This is a genomic window from Streptomyces sp. ALI-76-A (assembly GCF_030287445.1).
In the GTDB taxonomy this organism is placed as follows: domain Bacteria; phylum Actinomycetota; class Actinomycetes; order Streptomycetales; family Streptomycetaceae; genus Streptomyces.
The window spans coordinates 639,134-654,197 of the sequence record NZ_JASVWB010000002.1; the positions used below are offsets into that span (position 1 = coordinate 639,134).

General features: G+C 71.9%; 14 protein-coding genes and 2 pseudogenes. 10 read left to right on the plus strand and 6 right to left on the minus strand.

Annotated elements, in window-relative coordinates; genetic code table 11:
- Positions 1-23: 23 nt before the first annotated feature.
- Positions 24-368, minus strand: coding sequence for a hypothetical protein (locus tag QQS16_RS03560; protein ID WP_286060141.1), 345 nt, complete (start codon positions 366-368; stop codon positions 24-26).
- Positions 369-1,026: 658 nt separating this feature from the next.
- Between QQS16_RS03560 and QQS16_RS03565 the strand changes: the two genes are divergently transcribed.
- The gene (locus tag QQS16_RS03565) at positions 1,027-1,503 is read left to right on the plus strand and encodes an ATP-binding protein (RefSeq protein ID WP_286060142.1); all 477 of its coding nucleotides are present in this window, start codon (positions 1,027-1,029) and stop codon (positions 1,501-1,503) included.
- Between the two features lie 444 nt (positions 1,504-1,947).
- Here the strand turns inward: QQS16_RS03565 and QQS16_RS03570 are convergent, their stop codons facing one another.
- From QQS16_RS03570 to QQS16_RS43450, 3 genes and pseudogenes are all read right to left on the minus strand, one after another.
- The gene (locus tag QQS16_RS03570; RefSeq protein ID WP_286060143.1) at positions 1,948-2,682 is read right to left on the minus strand and encodes a TetR/AcrR family transcriptional regulator; all 735 of its coding nucleotides are present in this window, start codon (positions 2,680-2,682) and stop codon (positions 1,948-1,950) included.
- A 306-nt stretch (positions 2,683-2,988) separates the two neighbouring features.
- On the minus strand, positions 2,989-3,936 hold the full coding sequence (locus tag QQS16_RS03575) for a quinone oxidoreductase family protein (RefSeq protein ID WP_286060144.1): 948 nt from the start codon (positions 3,934-3,936) through the stop codon (positions 2,989-2,991).
- A 1,109-nt stretch (positions 3,937-5,045) separates the two neighbouring features.
- Positions 5,046-5,474 (minus strand): annotated as a pseudogene (locus QQS16_RS43450) (alpha-L-rhamnosidase C-terminal domain-containing protein); the annotation flags it as partial.
- 704 nt (positions 5,475-6,178) lie between these two features.
- Here QQS16_RS43450 and QQS16_RS03580 point away from each other — a divergent pair.
- The 5 genes and pseudogenes from QQS16_RS03580 to QQS16_RS03600 form a co-directional block, all read left to right on the plus strand.
- A complete protein-coding gene (locus tag QQS16_RS03580; protein ID WP_286060145.1) occupies positions 6,179-6,472 on the plus strand; it encodes an ArsR/SmtB family transcription factor in 294 nt (97 codons plus the stop codon).
- Complete coding sequence (locus tag QQS16_RS03585; protein WP_286060146.1) at positions 6,469-6,855, plus strand: VOC family protein; 387 nt, start codon at positions 6,469-6,471, stop codon at positions 6,853-6,855. The genes QQS16_RS03580 and QQS16_RS03585 overlap by 4 nt, the downstream gene beginning before the upstream one ends.
- Positions 6,856-7,276: 421 nt before the next feature.
- Positions 7,277-7,675, plus strand: a complete 399-nt coding sequence (locus QQS16_RS03590) for an NUDIX hydrolase (protein ID WP_286060147.1) — start codon at positions 7,277-7,279, stop codon at positions 7,673-7,675.
- Between the two features lie 239 nt (positions 7,676-7,914).
- Positions 7,915-8,466, plus strand: coding sequence for an HAD domain-containing protein (locus tag QQS16_RS03595; RefSeq protein ID WP_286066215.1), 552 nt, complete (start codon positions 7,915-7,917; stop codon positions 8,464-8,466).
- 112 nt (positions 8,467-8,578) lie between these two features.
- Positions 8,579-8,758 (plus strand): annotated as a pseudogene (locus tag QQS16_RS03600) (transposase); the annotation flags it as partial.
- Between the two features lie 305 nt (positions 8,759-9,063).
- On the opposite strand, the gene QQS16_RS03605 reads toward QQS16_RS03600, so the two are convergent.
- Together QQS16_RS03605 and QQS16_RS03610 are read right to left on the minus strand one after the other, a co-directional pair.
- Positions 9,064-10,131 carry a DUF6745 domain-containing protein gene (locus QQS16_RS03605; protein ID WP_286066216.1) on the minus strand — a complete coding sequence of 356 codons (1,068 nt, stop codon included), beginning with the start codon at positions 10,129-10,131 and terminating at the stop codon, positions 9,064-9,066.
- Between the two features lie 150 nt (positions 10,132-10,281).
- Positions 10,282-10,608: a DUF8820 family protein gene (locus QQS16_RS03610; protein WP_286060148.1), complete on the minus strand. Its 327-nt coding sequence runs from the start codon at positions 10,606-10,608 to the stop codon at positions 10,282-10,284.
- Positions 10,609-10,780: 172 nt separating this feature from the next.
- On the opposite strand from QQS16_RS03610, the gene QQS16_RS03615 reads away from it, so the two are divergent.
- The 4 genes from QQS16_RS03615 to QQS16_RS03630 are packed head-to-tail and all read left to right on the plus strand — an operon-like array spanning position 10,781 to position 15,060.
- Positions 10,781-11,740 carry an STM4015 family protein gene (locus QQS16_RS03615; RefSeq protein ID WP_286060149.1) on the plus strand — a complete coding sequence of 320 codons (960 nt, stop codon included), beginning with the start codon at positions 10,781-10,783 and terminating at the stop codon, positions 11,738-11,740.
- Positions 11,737-12,903, plus strand: coding sequence for an STM4014 family protein (locus tag QQS16_RS03620; protein WP_286060150.1), 1,167 nt, complete (start codon positions 11,737-11,739; stop codon positions 12,901-12,903). Before QQS16_RS03615 ends, QQS16_RS03620 begins: the two co-directional genes overlap by 4 nt.
- Before the next feature lie 7 nt (positions 12,904-12,910).
- Positions 12,911-13,726 carry an STM4013/SEN3800 family hydrolase gene (locus QQS16_RS03625; RefSeq protein ID WP_286066217.1) on the plus strand — a complete coding sequence of 272 codons (816 nt, stop codon included), beginning with the start codon at positions 12,911-12,913 and terminating at the stop codon, positions 13,724-13,726.
- Entirely contained in the window at positions 13,723-15,060 is a 1,338-nt protein-coding gene (locus tag QQS16_RS03630; RefSeq protein ID WP_286060151.1) for an STM4012 family radical SAM protein, read from the plus strand. Before QQS16_RS03625 ends, QQS16_RS03630 begins: the two co-directional genes overlap by 4 nt.
- Positions 15,061-15,064 lie beyond the last annotated feature (4 nt).

Sequence of the window (15,064 nt, forward strand, 5' to 3'; positions counted from 1 at the left end):
TCGGACGCTCACGTCCGTCGCCGTCAGACCCGTGCCGTCAGCCGTTCCCTCGCGGCGCGCAGCTTGACGATGTCAGGGGTCGAGCGGCATTCGAGGTGGAAGATGCGCTGCTCCTCCTCGACGATCGCCTGGTTCACGAGCCGAAGCGCTCCGCGGACATCACCGTCGCGTTCCAGCGCCTCGGCCAGGTATTCCCTGCACACGCGAGTGCCGTCGTCCTGCCGGCCGAAGAGGGACTCGCTCTCGGCGAGCAAGGAGGTCAGCGACTTGACGGACTCGGCCGTCTGCCCGTTCCTGCCCCGGAGGTGGGCGGCGATGCGCAGCTGTGACTGGGTGTCCGGGTGCGCACGGCCGAGGGACGCGGTCATGGCGGTGGCGAGGCTCTCCCGTTCGGCGATCGCCGCGTCCGGACGACCGTCCTTCGCCAGGTGGTCGGCGAGCGACTGCCGGTGCCTGAGGGGGACCGGGTGATGAGGGCCGCGCGCCGCTGTCAGCTGCGCGACAGCGCCTGGCTTCGAGCACCGCGTCGGCGTGGTCGCCGCGCTCCGAGAGCCAGAACGCGGCTCGCGACCGGGCGGCGACGACGTCGGGGTGATCCGGGCCGAGCACCCGGGCCAAGTGGTCCGTGCGCGATCTCATGTCCGCCGGTGTCATCCACAGCCGCCTTTCCAAGCGCCGGAACGGCCGCATGATCCACCAGGTACGCGGCGTGTGACGCCGGTGTGCCGAGCGCTCGTCCACAGTCATCCCCCGTGAGCCGTCCATGAAGTTGCCCGCCCTGGAACGAGGGGCAGCATGGCGGAGCGGACCTCTTCTGTACACCTCTGGCGCTCGCACACCGGTGCCCGCCAGGACCGCGCTGCACGGGCGCCCGCCCTGATCCCGCCGTCGCACGCGGCGCGTACCGGGGTCCGCCACCTGGGCGAGAGCCGGGTTACCCACATGGGGAGAGGGTAGACGCGGGGTCACAGCGCGCTCACTGGGTACCGGATGTGACGCTCTGACTCAGCAACGAAGGGCACTCGCATGGCCATCCCGCCTATCAAGCCTGCGTCGGAAGGGCACCACCGCTCGTACCAGCGTGATCCTCTGCCCCGGCGGCTGACCTGGCACGACGGGTCGGCGACCAGCGCGGCGGCCCGTAAGGCGGCGCTCGCGTTCCTTGACGAAGCAGAGTCCGCGGGCTGGGCCCGGCCGCCGGACTCCGCCACCGAGACAGCCGTCCAGCTGGTCGTCAGCGAACTGGTGACCAATGCCCGCCAGCACGCGCCGGGCCCCTGCGGCCTGCACCTGGAACTGGGCCTGGACAGGTTCGCCGCGGACCGCCGCCTGGCCCGGATCACGGTCTGGGACACCTCACCCCACCCACCCGCTCCCCAGCCCGCCGACCCGCAGCGGGTCGGCGGACAGGGTCTTCGGGTCGTCCAGGCCGTCAGCCGGAGCGTCACGGTGGACGCCCACCCGGCGGGCAAGCAGGTCCGGGCGGAGATCGAACTGCCCTGAGACCTGAGACCTGAGACCTGAGACCTGACGGCACGGTCCCTCGGGGTCTGGGACGGTGCGGCACTGGGCGAACAGAGCGCGGTGTGGCAGGAGATGCCCAACGCGGTGGCCCTCAAGGGGGACCACCGCGGCCTCGCGCCACTTGCCCGATCCTGCGACAGCCCGCTATCTCACGACGGATCCGCTTGGTCTGGAGCCCGCCCAATGGCGGTGCGCAGAAGGGCGTCGAATACAAATGCGTCGATCCCGGGACGGCCAACAAGGTGGGACGTCAAGTGCAGATATCGCCATTCGCCGCATTGGCGCCGTCCGGGGCGGTTCCGTCCTTGTCATGGCGTATCCCCCGGCCGGCCCAGTTCCCTCTTCCGTACTGGCGACGAACGGGTTGTTCGACGGCTGGCACTGAGCAGCACCTACCGACGGGCTCATCGCCCTGCTGCTGCTTCAGGCTCGCTCCTTCGACGGGTTGGACCTGGCCTGCTCCAACCCGTCGAGGAGCAGACCCAGGCCGAACCAGAACTCGTCGTGCTGCGACACGGAGGTCAACTCGTCGGCCGCGGTGATCGTGGCCGGATACGTGGCCGGGTCGAGCGAGTGGTAGTAGTCCCGCAGTTGCGCGTGGTCCTCGGGTTGTGGGACCCCGGGGCCGTGCTGCTGGATGGCGAAGCCGATCACGTAGTGGCCGATGGCCGTGAAGGCGCGGGCGGCCAGGCCGACCGGGAACCCGTGGCTCAGGAAGAGCGTGATGAGCCGCTCCCTGGCTCGGAGAGCGTTGGGGCCCACGGGGACCTGGGAGGCCAGCAACGACAGCGCGTTGGGGTGCCGGCACAGCGCGCCGTAGAGGGCCTCCGCTGCGGTGTTGACGGCCTCCCGCCAGGGCAGGCCGTCCAACTCCTCCGGCGGCACAGGGACTTCGCCCAGGATCCGGTCGGCGACGAGGGCGAGGAGTTCGTCCTTGCCGTTGAAGTGCCGGTAGAGCGTCGCCGTTCCCGAGTCCAGGGCATCGGCGAGCATCCGCAGAGTCAGTGCCTGGATCCCGACGTCGTCGATGAGCTTCAGAGCCGTGTCGACGATCCGGCCGACGTCCATCGGGGGGCGCCCACGCCGGTAGGCGGGAGCAGGTGTCCGGCTCGCCCACCAGGCCGCACTGCCCGGAACGGGCTGGACCTCCGAAGCCATGAAACGGTCACCCCTTCGGCCACATCGACTGGGGACTGATGTCCTGGACAGGACTTTCGGCCTTAGCGTATCCGTTTTCCACAGCGGCACAGTGGGGCACCCTTGCACCGGGCGGGAGACGCCACCGTTTCGGATGCTCGCGCAGAGTCCGGGAGCGCATCACGCGCGGGGGTGCGCCCCGTGCGCGGTCGGCGATGATCCAAGGTGGCACCGCCCAGGCCGGCGACGTTTCTGGCGGGGCCCGCGGAAGCTTCAGCCGACCGGAGAGCCACGTCCCCGAGCGATGCCGTGGCCGCTCCCGCTTCGTCAGTCGGTGGTCAGAACGGGCCGGGGGCCAGCGGGAGCCGTCCATGCCTGACCGACCTGGGAGAGGGAGTAGGCCTGCGCGTTCACCCTCACCTTGCCGTCGGCGATGAGCTGTACATAGGCGGCGACCTGGACGAAGTAGCGGCGCATGTCGAAGGAGCCGATTCCGCTGCCGCTCAGGCGGAAGGGACGGCTGCGCAGCAGCGAGGCGGGGACGGTGGCCTGCTCACCGGCCGCGCCGCCGATCTCCACATAACTGGTGGCACCGCCGGGCATGGCGGCCAGCGCCTGGAACACGGCCTCGGCGACGGAGCCCCACAGAAAGTCCAGGACGAGGTCGGGGGCCTTGCCGTCGAGGGCCGCGGCGATGGCCGCCGCGTCGGCGCCCTGGTCGCCGAAGATCTCGACGGTCTCGGCGCCGAGGCCCGCCACACGCTTGAGGTCGTCCGCGCCGCGGCCCACGCCGACGATGCGCCGCACGCCGAGCGCCAGCGCGTTCTGCACGGCGAGACCCCCGGCCGCGCCGGTCACTCCGACGATCATCACGGTGTCCGGCGTGCCCTGTTCCTCGGCGTGGGCGGTGAGCGGCATCCAGGACGACATGCCCGGGTTCACGCCCGCCGCCACGGCGACCGGATCGATCCCCTCCGGGAGCGGGAGGGCCATGCCGACCGCCATCCGCTCGGCCAACGTGCCCCAGGGCTCCTCGACGTCGCCGGTGTACACGAGTGTGCCGTCGGCGGTGCGAGCGACCGCGTCCACGCCCGGAACCAGCGGGAACCGCCCGGTGCTGCTGTAGTGCTCGCCGGACGCCTTGGCGCGCACCACGGGATGGACCGCGGTCGCGACCAGGGAGACGATCTGCTGGTCCGGGCCCGCCTCGGGCTCGGGGAAGTCCTGGTACTCGGGCACGGCACCGCCCGCCGTCGCCACCACTGCTGCCTTCATCGCTGCTCTCCTCTGCCCCACACATCACTCGGCGCGCTCCGGGACCCCAGACCGCGGCAGGTCGCCAGGAAGCGGCCGACGGGTCGGGAGACGGTCGCGACCTCTTTACGGTTACATCGTATCCATAAAAGGCTTCGCGGTGCCACTTCCGGCCTGCCGCAGGTCTGGCCCAGGTCCTGCCGGCGTCCCAGGCCGTCGTCGGGCAGGTCCACGGCGGCCCGGGATGCAGGCGTGGGCGATGGTGACGGACACACCGCAGCCGACAACGGATCGGACGGGCACGCTCGGCCCGCGGGCGGGTGCGTACCGCGAACCTGGCCACGCACCACTTCCCGCCGCGGGACGTCGCCGAAGCGTTCGACGCGTGCGCCGAACGCTTGGAGCAATGCCGTCGAGGTCGTGCAGGACGTGGCCGATGACGTGCGGCCTGTCCGCTGACGGTCGGTGTCCGCGACGGCCCGGCGCCGGACGATCCGGTGCCCGGACGCGTGCGGGCGGCCACGGTCATGGCCACTGCCGCCGCCACCTGACTGGGCACCCTGAGCCAGGACCGGACCCCCTCTTCGCTCTGTACGACTCACCACTCGTCGACCACATCGACCGCCGGGCCGAAGAAGGCAGCGGATACGCCGTGAAGGACCACGCGCGCCCGGCGATCACCGTGCCTCCCAGCGGCATCGGCGAACGTGACCTGGATGAGGAGCAAAGGGCCGGGATACGTCGGCCTCTCGCTCCGTACACCGGCAGGGCTCCGGAGGCACTCGCCAGGGCCCACGCCGCCCGCTTCGTCGACGACGACGTCAGGTCCATCCCGGCACCCACGTGTCGCACCGAGCGGAAGGTGGGCGCAGGCGCACGGACGGGATGGACGCCGGCGCCTGTCGGGCCTTCCGAGCGACTGGTGGCTCGCCCGGAGGGTCCGGGCGAGCCACCAGTCGTTCACTGCTCCGGCTCGGCTTCTCGGCGGCCTGCCTGGCCGAGGGTGGTGTCGACGCCGAAACGGTAGGACACCGACCCGACTTCGAACACGGCGGCTCCGCCTTCCATGCGGAGGAACCGGACTCCCTTGGCGGTGTCGGCCGGCCTGCCGCCCTCGGTGACCGCCGAGCGGGTTTCGACGGAACGTGGACCTCGGCGACGGTGTTGACCGGCACGGTGACCATCAGGTCGAGAGTGCCGTCGCGGGTGCTCCACTTCGACGACAGGGGGCCGTAGACGGTCTTGAGGCTTCCCGAGCCTTCCGTCAGGTTCCCGCCGGGCGCCGGCGCGACGCGGGAGCGCTTGTAGCCGGGGTCGATCGCGGACAGACCGCCGATGTTCTGGAACCTCCAGTCACCCACGGCGCCGTAGGCACAGTGGTTGAAGGAGTTCGTGTCGACCGGACCCAACGTGTTGCTCCAGGGCACCCGTCGGCCGAGGGCCCGCCACGGGTGCGCGGCGCCGTCCTGCCGGCCGACCGCTGGACGCCGCGATCCGACGGCGACGGCCTGCTGACGGCGCACCGGCGCATCCCTACGGCAGACGGCACACTGGCGCATTCCTACGGCAGGGCGGCGCACCGGCGCATTCCTACAACGGGGCGGGCATGCGGGCCGGGCCGGGTCGACAGTCGGGCCGCTGACCCAGCGCGGGTCCCAGACGGTGGACCAGAGCACGCTCGGGATGTTCGGATCCGGTGGCGCGTTCCACCCGTTCCGCTACGAGCGCGAGGCCGGCCTCGACACCCTGGACCGGGTGATCGGACACCTCTTGTCAGTCGAGCCGATGGCACTGCTCGGAATGAGCTACCTCGGTTTCGCGCGTGGGCGGTTATCGACAACTGCCGCCCCTGGTCGAGGCGATGGCCGACGGTGTACCGCTTCCGGAGCGGTCACCATCCGGATCCACATCCTCAGCGCGCCTCCCCCCTACGACCGCGATCCGGGCACCGGCGAACCCAGGGCGACCGCCACCGCGCTCCGCGCCGCCGACCGTGCGATGTTCCGCTGCCCCGCGCACCCGTCCACGGTGAGCCTGCCGGTCAGGCGGCCGATCGACCGGCCGACGCCCGGATCGGCCCGACCCTCACGACCCACCCGCCGCGCGGACCGTCGTCCGCGACCGGACGGGGACGACCGGACGGGGATGACCGGACGGGGATGACCGGACGACCGCCCCGCGTCGCGGCAGCGCGTCCGTCCGAGCGGGCGCTGCCGACGCACCCGACTTGATAGGCAAGCGATGACTTGCCTATGGTGCCGTCATGGCGGAGGATGTCTTCAAGGCACTGGCGGATCCGACCCGTCGGCGCATCCTCGACGAACTGGTGGAACGGAACGGCCAGACCCTGTTCGAGATCTGCGCACGGCTGGTGACCAAGCACGGTCTGGGGCTGTCCCGTCAGGCGATCAGCCAGCACCTGGCCGTCCTGGAATCCGCGGGGCTGGTCCTTTCGCGGCGCGAGGGCCGCTACAAGTTCCACGACCTCAACACCGAGCCTCTCGAGCAGATCGTGACCCGATGGCTCAGGCCCGACACACCGGAGAACAGCCCATGAGGATTCACCTGCCCAGCGTCTTCGTCGACGACCAGGAGAAGGCCCTGCGCTTCTACACCGGCGTACTGGGCTTCGTGAAGAAGCACGACGTCCCCGTGGGCGAGGACCGATGGCTGACCGTGGTCTCACCGGAGGACCCGGACGGTACCGAACTGCTGCTGGAGCCCTCCGGCCATCCCGCGGTGCAGCCGTACAAGACGGCGCTGGTCGAGGACGGCATCCCGGCCACCGCCTTCGCCGTGGACGACGTACGCGCGGAGTTCGAGCGGCTGCGCGAGCTCGGGGTGCGCTTCACCCAGGAACCGCTGGAGATGGGGCCCGTCACCACCGCGGTCCTGGACGACACCTGCGGCAACCTGATCCAGATCGTCCACAGTCAGTAGGGTCGAGGTACTGGGCACGACGGCCGTCTCACCGTGCACGGACCGGGGCCGCAGGTCAGCTCGCCGACCAGACGCTCACCGGCAGCGACGCCCAGAGCGCAGCGTGTCGCTGAGGTGGCTCGCCACGCCTCACCGGCGGGCTTGACGCGGTCGACGCGGCGGGCGAGGGCGGTCAACAGCACCTCGGCCTCAGTCCGTCTCGGACGCACCGCGTACGGAGACATCGTGAAGCGCCCGAACGGCAAGCCCACCACGACGAGCGCGCCCTCGGCCGCGAACGACCGCCGGGCTCGACCGGGGGCTGTGCGAGAGACGCGCTGCTACGGCTTGTCCCGTGAATGACGCTCAGCGTGCCGGCTGACAGGCGGTGGGTAAGGATCCCCTGAACGCCTGTTTTCCCAGAAGGAGTTGGGGTCTTCGAGTGAGGTCGAACGCCGCCGTCGCAGGCGCGGTGATCGCCGACGCCGGCCGTGTCCTGCTCATTCGCCGTGCCTCCCCGGTCGGCTCCCTGCGGTGGACTTTCCCGTCAGGGAAGCTCGACCCGGACGAGACACCCTCCGACGCCGCGGCCCGGGAGGCCCTGGAAGAGGCCGGTGTGTGGGTGGCGCCGGTGGTGGTGCTCGGTTCCCGGGTGCATCCGGTGTCCGGCTGGCGGGTGGTGTACGTGGCATGCCGACTGTTGGGCGGCAAGGCGCGGGCGGCGTCGCCGCGGGAGGTGACAGAGGTGGCGTGGGTCGCGGCCGGGGAGCTTGCGGCACTGGTGCCGGGCGGGGTGTATCCGCCGGTGCGGCGTTACCTGGAAGGGCGGTTGTCTCAGTAGACGCGGCAGAAAAACCCCGATCCGGGTGATCCGGGTGATCCGGCGAGGGCTTCCTTGTCGTCCCAGGGGTTGCCGCCGGCTTCGTACCAGCGATCTCGCCCCATGCCATCCCCATCCACATCCTTATCTCCACCCCCATCCGCTCGGAGCGCCGGCCGCTGAAGGTCGGTGCCTGCCGGAATGTCGCTGGGCGGTCTTCGTGTCGGGCGGTACCGTGCGGGTCAGAATCAGGGGGTGTGCTGGTGCGTCCGGTGCTGTTGGTGGATGTGGACGGACCGCTGAATCCGTATGCCGCGAAGCCGCATCGACGTCCCGCGGGATACGAGACGCACCGACTGCTGACGCCGCGCTGGGAAGCCGCCGAGCGGCGTCGGCTGACACAGTGGGGGCTGCCGAACAAGCCGGTGAAACCGCTGCGTGTCTGGCTCAATCCGAATCACGGCCCGGCACTGAGGGCGCTTCCCTTCGACCTGGTGTGGGCGACGACGTGGGAGGAGGAAGCCAACGCCTTCGTCGCACCGGTACTGGGACTGCCCGAACTGCCCTTCATCGCCTGGTCCTCGCCGCGCGTCGAGCCGGGCGGCGGCGTGTTCTGGAAGACGCCGGAGATCGTCGCGTGGGCGAATGGCCGGGCGTTCGCCTGGATCGACGACGAGATCACAGAGGCGGATCGGGCCTGGGTGAACGAGCACCACGACGGTCCCGCGCTTCTGCACCGGGTCGACCCCCGAATCGGCCTTTCCCACGACGACTTCGCCGCGCTGACGGCATGGGCTACCGGTCTGGACTGATTCCAGGACCGATCGGCAGAGCCTGCAATGCGGTTCCGCACCGTCAGCACGGGGCGCCTAGCGTGTCCGGCGGATCTTGTGGCTGCCGCAACCTTGGTTCGTTGGCATGCTCATGGGGCGCGGAGATCTCACAAATGAAGAATGGGCCCGGCTGAAGCCGCAGCTGCCGAAGTCCAGTCAGCGCTGGGGCCGTTGGGAGAGCCATCGCAGTGTGATCAACGGGATTCTGTTCCGGCAGCGCACCGGGGTACCGTGGCGGGATCTGCCTGCGCGTTTCGGTCGGTGGAAGACCTACAGCCCGGCAGCGGCCGCGGGCCCGCTCAGCCAGCGACGGCGCCGGGCGGTGCTCCTCGCCGCCATCAGGAAATTCACGGATCGTGCGGGACTGTGCCGCGGCACCGGCAGGGGGCCGAGGCGAAGGACGTGCCGGGACGTGGACCCCCGCGGGCGTCGCGGACATCACCCGGTACCGCCGACGCCGCGGGCGGCGTCACCCCGTATGGCCGGCGCCGCGTCCCAGGTGATCGCCTTCCAGCCCCGCGGGCGTAGACACCACCGGCCCAGCTCCCCCGCCGGTGACGCCCGGCCGCGTCCGCGTCAGGTCTCCCGGACCGGCGCGTACACCTCGGGATCCACTCCGAACGTCCAGGCGACGCCCGCCTTCGCGGTCCGGGTGGTGGGCGGTACGCGCAGCCAGTACGTGCGCCGGGTGCCGTCCGGTTCCGGTGTGGAGTTGAGCACCTCCACCATCGCGACCGGCTCGTCGTCCGGCAGATCGATGCGCCACAGGGTGCCCGTCACGTCCCGGTGCACGGGCTGGGCTCGGGAGTCCGTCAGATAGCGGTCGTAACCGTAGTACTCCAGCATGACCCGGCGCAGCTCGGCGTTCTCCTCGGACCGGATCCGCTCCGGTGTCAGGGAGGGCAGTTCGGCGAGGAACTCGGCCGGTACGGGCATGCCGCGCCATGCGTGGAGGGCGAAACCGTCCGGATAGGCGAGCGCCGGACCGTCTCCGCGGTCGAGCCGGCCGGCCTCGTCCCGGTGCAGGGCCACGGGCCGCTCGCACACGACCGCCACCCGGGCGTACGGCCACCACCAGCCCGCGCTGCGGCACACCGCGGCCACCGCGTCGAGCGGACCGCCGTCCGCGGACACCGCGTCGAGGGGACCGTCGTCCGTGGCGAACGCGGCGAGCCAGGGGGCGTCGTGCTGTCCGAGCACGGCGTCCAGGAGGAGCAGCCGGACCTCCGCGGCCTCCGCTCCCGTCTCCCGGCCCACCAGCTCGTCGAGAACGCCGGTGCGGATCCGGTCCACGAGTGCCTGGGTGGACTCCCACAACCGTCCACCGGTCGCCGCCCAGTGCGCCGACCAGCCCCCCGCTCCCAACTCCTCGTGCAGTCGACGCCGTTCCAGCGCCCAGGGCGTGCTGCGGACCGCGTCGCGCACGCTGGGGCCCCGGTCCGCGAGTTCCCGGAGCAGCGTGACGGCCGCGCGCGGGGAACCGGCCCACACCACGCGCTCCGGTTCGGCGAGTCCGGCCCGCCGGTACGCCCGCCGGACACCGTCCTCGGCGGCCGCCCGGTCGGCGGGAACGGTCGCCGACGCCCACGCCCGCCACGCGCCCAGGCCGTCGGAGGCGCTGTCCTCCGCCGCCAGCGCGTCCATGTCCGCCGTGGTCAGGTGCTCCTCCGGCGCGTCCGTGTCCGCCCCGGTCGGATGCTCCTCCGTCACGTGCCCGCCCGTCATGTGGCCCTCCGCCATGTGCTGCTCCGTCATGTGCCCGCCCCTCATGTCCGCCCGTTGCCCCGCGCTGTGTCAGTCCGCCACGATCCGCACGGACCCGGGCACGTACTCCCGCTGTCTGATCACGCGGTACCACCCCTTGGGCAGCGGGATCGCCGCGTGCTCCTCGTGCACCACCCGCCCGCCCTGGGGGAGGTGCAGCAGGAACGGCCCGAACGGCCCCGGCTCACGCACCAACTCCCCCGGTCCGACGACCGCGTGGGCATGCCCGGTGACCTCGCCGAGCGCCAGCACGAGCCGGCCCCGCGCGTCGCGCCGCTCCCTCGGCGCGTGGGCCACCTGCGCGGGCACCGCCTCCTCCGTCACGGGCACGATCAGCACGTCTCCCTGCCGGTACATGGCTCTCCCCTCACCGCCGGGTGCCCCTCGCACCGGCCTCATGTCGAGAACCGTACGGGCCGCCACTGACAACGCCCCTCGATCCCGCACCCCCCGGCGGACGTTGTCAGTGCCTGTTGGTACAACTGCCGTCATCACGGACCGCGCACCTTTTCCACTCTGGAGCAGCCGCATGACCATCGGTGACCACCTGCACGAGCTGTACCGGCTGCCCGCCTACGACTTCCCGGGGCCCGACGCGAAGACGGACGGCCTGCCCGATCCGGAGTCCGTCGCCTGGCGCGTCAAGGCCGACGTGTACGACTCCGACGAGGGTTGGACGGATGCCTTCGCGCGCTTCCGCGGCACCGTCGACACCACCCGCCTCCGGGCCCTGATCGTCGGGGCCTGGTCGGAGGCCTACGAAACGGGCCCGTCCGACGTCATCGAGGCCCTCCTCGCGGCCCGGGAGCACCTCCCCGCGCTGCGCGCGCTGTTCCTCGGCGACATGGTGATGGAGGAGTGCGAGATCTCCTGGATCAACCAGTCCGACGTCACCCCGCTGCTGACCGGCTTCCCCGCCCTGGAGGAGTTCGGTGTGCGCGGCGGGACGGGGCTGGAGTTCCCCGCACTGAGCCACGGCGCGCTGCGCAAGCTCGTCGTGGAGACCGGTGGCCTGCCCGCCGACGTGGTGCGCGGCATCGGCGGCAGCGACCTGCCCGCCCTGGAACACCTCGACCTGTGGCTGGGCACCCCCGACTACGGCGGCGACAGCGAGGCCGCCGATCTGGAGCCCATCCTGTCCGGAGCCCGGCTGCCGCGCCTGCGTCACCTGTCCCTGCGCAACAGCGAGATGCAGGACGCCGTCGCCGCGGCCGTCGCCTCCGCGCCCGTCGTGGCCCGGCTGGAGGTGCTGGACCTGTCCATGGGCGTCCTGACCGACGAGGGTGCCGGCGCGCTGCTGAGCGGTCAGCCGCTCACCCACCTCAGGAAGCTCGACCTGCACCACCACTACCTCAGCAAGCCCTTCGAGGACCGCGTCCGGCAGACCCTGGAACCGGCGGGCGTGGAGGTGGACCTCGACCGTGACGACGCGGAGGAGGAGACGGAAGGCGACGGCACGGTCTGGCGCTACGTCGCCGTGGGCGAGTGACCACGTCGTCCACGGTCCGGCCGGCGGCAGCCTCCCGGCCGCGCTTCGCGGTGGTCGGCAACCCGGAGAACCGCCGGGTTTCCCTCTTCGGCGACGCGGTGCGCGCGGCCGGCCTGCCCGGCCCGCGCGTCGTCCCCTGGGTGGACGTCCTGCGCGCCCGGGGGGCCGAGTTCGCCGCTGACGAGTTCGTCCGCGTCGACTCACCCGGCGAGAACCCTGCGGTCGACCGTCTGTTGCGGGGCGCCCAGGAACCCACCCGGGTGGAGGGCTCGGCCCGTTGGTACGCCGCGTTCACCGCCGCGCTGCGCGGTCTGCGCGGCGGCGTCCGGCTGGACGACCCCGACGACCTCGCCGTGCTGTTCGACAAGCGCCGCTGTCACGCCGTGCTCGACGCGGCGGGCGTACCCGTCCCCTCCTCCCCCACCTCGGGACCGCTGGGCGCGCCGGTGCGCGGCTGGGACGACGTACGGGCGCTGATGCGCGCGCACCGGATGCCGCGGCTGTTCGTCAAACCCGCGCACGGCTCGTCCGCGTCGGGAGTGCTCGCCGTCGAGACGGGCGGTGGCGGCCGGATCAGGGCCACCACCTCCGTGGAACGCGCCCCCGACGGCCGTCTGCACAACTCCCTCAAGGTGCGCCGCTACGAGCGGGAACAGGACATCGCCGCCATCGTCGACGCGCTCGCCCCCGACGGCCTGCACGTCGAGCGCTGGCTGCCCAAGGCATCCCAGCAGGGCCGCGCCGCGGACCTGAGAGTGGTCGTGGTGGCCGGCCGGGCCACCCACGCGGTGGTCCGCACCAGCCGCTCGCCCCTGACCAACCTCCACCTCGGCGGCAGCCGCGGCGACCTCGACGCGGCCCGGCAGGCGGTGGAGGCGGCGGGCGCCCGCTGGGCCGACGTGCTCGGCGTGTGCGAGCGGGCCGCGGCCTGCTTCCCGCGCACGCTCTGCGTCGGCGTGGACCTGTTGCCGGCCGTGGGCTGGCGCCGCGCCTTCGTCGGCGAGGTCAACGCCTTCGGCGATCTGCTGCCCCGGCTCACCGGCCTGCCCGGCAGCGGCGCCGAGGGCCTGGACACCTATGCCGCGCAGGTGGCGGCCGTGCTGAACGGTCACGCCCGGTCCGGCCCGCTCGCCCTGTACAGAACAAGGACACCGTATGCCTGAGCCGGACATGAACGAGGTCGTCGGCAGTCACGACATCCTCCTCGTCACCCTCGACACGCTGCGCCACGACGTGGCCGTCGAACTGGCGGCGGAGGGCCGGATCCCGCATCTCGCCCGCCATCTGCCCGACGGCCGCTGGGAGCAGCGCCACGCGCCGGGCAGTTTCACCTACGCCTCCCACCAGGCGATCTTCGCGGGCTTCCTGCCGACGCCCGCCGCTCCCGGGCCTCATCCGCGGCTGTTCGCGGCGAGCTTCGCGGGCAGCGAGACCACCGCCGGCGGCACCTTCGTGTACGACACCCCGGATCTCGTGTCCGGGCTGGCCGGGGCCGGCTACCACACCGTGTGCGTGGGAGGTGTGGGCTTCTTCAACAAGCAGGGCCCGCTCGGCTCGGTGCTGCCCGGCCTCTTCGACGAGTCCCACTGGGAGCCGGAGTTCGGCGTCACCTCACCGCGCTCCTTCGAGCGCCAGATCGACCGCGCGGAATCCGTCATCGGCCGACTGCCCGCCGAGCAGCGGCTGTTCCTGTTCGTGAACGTCTCCGCCCTGCACCAGCCGAACTGGTTCCACCTGCCCGGCGCGACCCGGGAGGCCGGAGACACCCGCCGGACGCACGCCGCCGCGCTGGAGTACGTCGACCGGCACATCGGCCGGCTCTTCGCCGCCGCGAGCAGCCGCCGCCGCTGCTTCACCATCGTCTGCTCCGACCATGGCACCGCCTACGGCGACGACGGCTACACCGGCCACCGCCTGGGCCACGAGTCCGTGTGGACCGTGCCCTACGCCCACTTCTTCCTCGACCCCGCCGAGGCCGCCGTATGACCACCGCCCAGTTGACCAGCCCCTACCAGCACTACGTCTACGCCTACCCGCACAAGACCGCCTACCGCGGCCTGCCCGACCGCCCCTCGCTCGTCTCCCTGTGGGCGGCCGAAGCCAAGGACGCCCTCTCCCTCTACCTGCACATACCGTTCTGTGAGGTCCGCTGCGGCTTCTGCAACCTGTTCACCCGCATCGGCGCCCCCGACGGCCTGACCGGCGCCTACCTGGACGCCCTGGAACGGCAGGCCGACGCCGTACGGAACGCGCTGGGTCACGAGGAGGACGTACGGTTCGCCACCGCGGCGTTCGGCGGCGGCACGCCCACCTTCCTCACCGCGGCCGAGCTGGAGCGTCTCTGCGACATCGCGGAGCACCGCATGGGCGCCGGCCTGCGCGCGATCCCGCTGTCGGTGGAGGCCTCACCGGCCACGGCCACCGCCGACCGCCTCGCCGTCCTGGCGGACCGCGGGACGACCCGGCTGAGTCTGGGCGTCCAGAGCTTCGTCGACGCCGAGGCCCGGTCCGCCGTACGTCCGCAACGCCGCGCCGACGTCGAGGCCGCCCTCGCCCGCATCCGTGACACCCGCATCCCGGTCCTCAACATCGACCTCATCTACGGCATCGACGGCCAGACCGAACAGAGCTGGCGGCACTCCCTGGACGCGGCCCTCGCCTGGCGACCCGAGGAGCTGTACCTCTATCCGCTCTACGTCCGCCCGCTGACCGGCCTCGGCCGCCGCGGTGCCGACCACCTGCCCGACCCGGCCTGGGACGGGCAACGGCTGCGCCTGTACCGCGCGGGCCGCGACCACCTCCTCGCACACGGCTACACCCAGCAGTCCATGCGCATGTTCCGCCGCGCCGACGCCCCGCCGCAGGGCGCCGACGACTACGCCTGCCAGACCGACGGCATGATCGGCCTGGGCTGCGGCGCCCGCTCCTACACCTCCACCGTGCACTACTCCTTCGACTACGCCGTGGGCATGCACGAGATCCGCGGCATCATCGACGACTACGTCGCCACGTCCGACTTCAGCCGCGTCGAGGTCGGTTACCGCATGGACGGCCAGGAAGCGCGCCGCCGCCACCTGCTGCAGTCGCTCCTCCAGGCCGAGGGGCTTTCCGTCGGCGACTACCGCGCCCGCTTCGGCAGCGCCCCCGCCGACGAGTTCGGCCCGGAACTGCACCGCCTCGCCGACCGCGGCTGGCTGACCGGGACCGACTCCACGACCCTGCGGCTCACACCCGAGGGCCTGGCGCACTCCGACGCCATCGGCCCGGAGCTGTTCTCCCCGACCGTACGGGCGGCCATGTCCGCCTACGAGAGGAAGTGACCGT

What these genes read in the sequence shown, in the direction of transcription:
- QQS16_RS03610 (WP_286060148.1), bottom strand. Translation starts at nt 10,608, where the DNA reads ATGTACCGGCAGGGAGACGTGCTGATCGTGCCCGTGACGGAGGAGGCG.
- QQS16_RS03560 (WP_286060141.1), bottom strand. Translation starts at nt 368, where the DNA reads ATGACCGCGTCCCTCGGCCGTGCGCACCCGGACACCCAGTCACAGCTG.
- QQS16_RS03630 (WP_286060151.1), top strand. Translation starts at nt 13,723, where the DNA reads ATGACCACCGCCCAGTTGACCAGCCCCTACCAGCACTACGTCTACGCC.
- QQS16_RS03575 (WP_286060144.1), bottom strand. Translation starts at nt 3,936, where the DNA reads ATGAAGGCAGCAGTGGTGGCGACGGCGGGCGGTGCCGTGCCCGAGTAC.
- QQS16_RS03625 (WP_286066217.1), top strand. Translation starts at nt 12,911, where the DNA reads ATGAACGAGGTCGTCGGCAGTCACGACATCCTCCTCGTCACCCTCGAC.
- QQS16_RS03570 (WP_286060143.1), bottom strand. Translation starts at nt 2,682, where the DNA reads ATGGCTTCGGAGGTCCAGCCCGTTCCGGGCAGTGCGGCCTGGTGGGCG.
- QQS16_RS03565 (WP_286060142.1), top strand. Translation starts at nt 1,027, where the DNA reads ATGGCCATCCCGCCTATCAAGCCTGCGTCGGAAGGGCACCACCGCTCG.
- QQS16_RS03615 (WP_286060149.1), top strand. Translation starts at nt 10,781, where the DNA reads ATGACCATCGGTGACCACCTGCACGAGCTGTACCGGCTGCCCGCCTAC.
- QQS16_RS03585 (WP_286060146.1), top strand. Translation starts at nt 6,469, where the DNA reads ATGAGGATTCACCTGCCCAGCGTCTTCGTCGACGACCAGGAGAAGGCC.
- QQS16_RS03605 (WP_286066216.1), bottom strand. Translation starts at nt 10,131, where the DNA reads ATGGACGCGCTGGCGGCGGAGGACAGCGCCTCCGACGGCCTGGGCGCG.
- QQS16_RS03580 (WP_286060145.1), top strand. Translation starts at nt 6,179, where the DNA reads ATGGCGGAGGATGTCTTCAAGGCACTGGCGGATCCGACCCGTCGGCGC.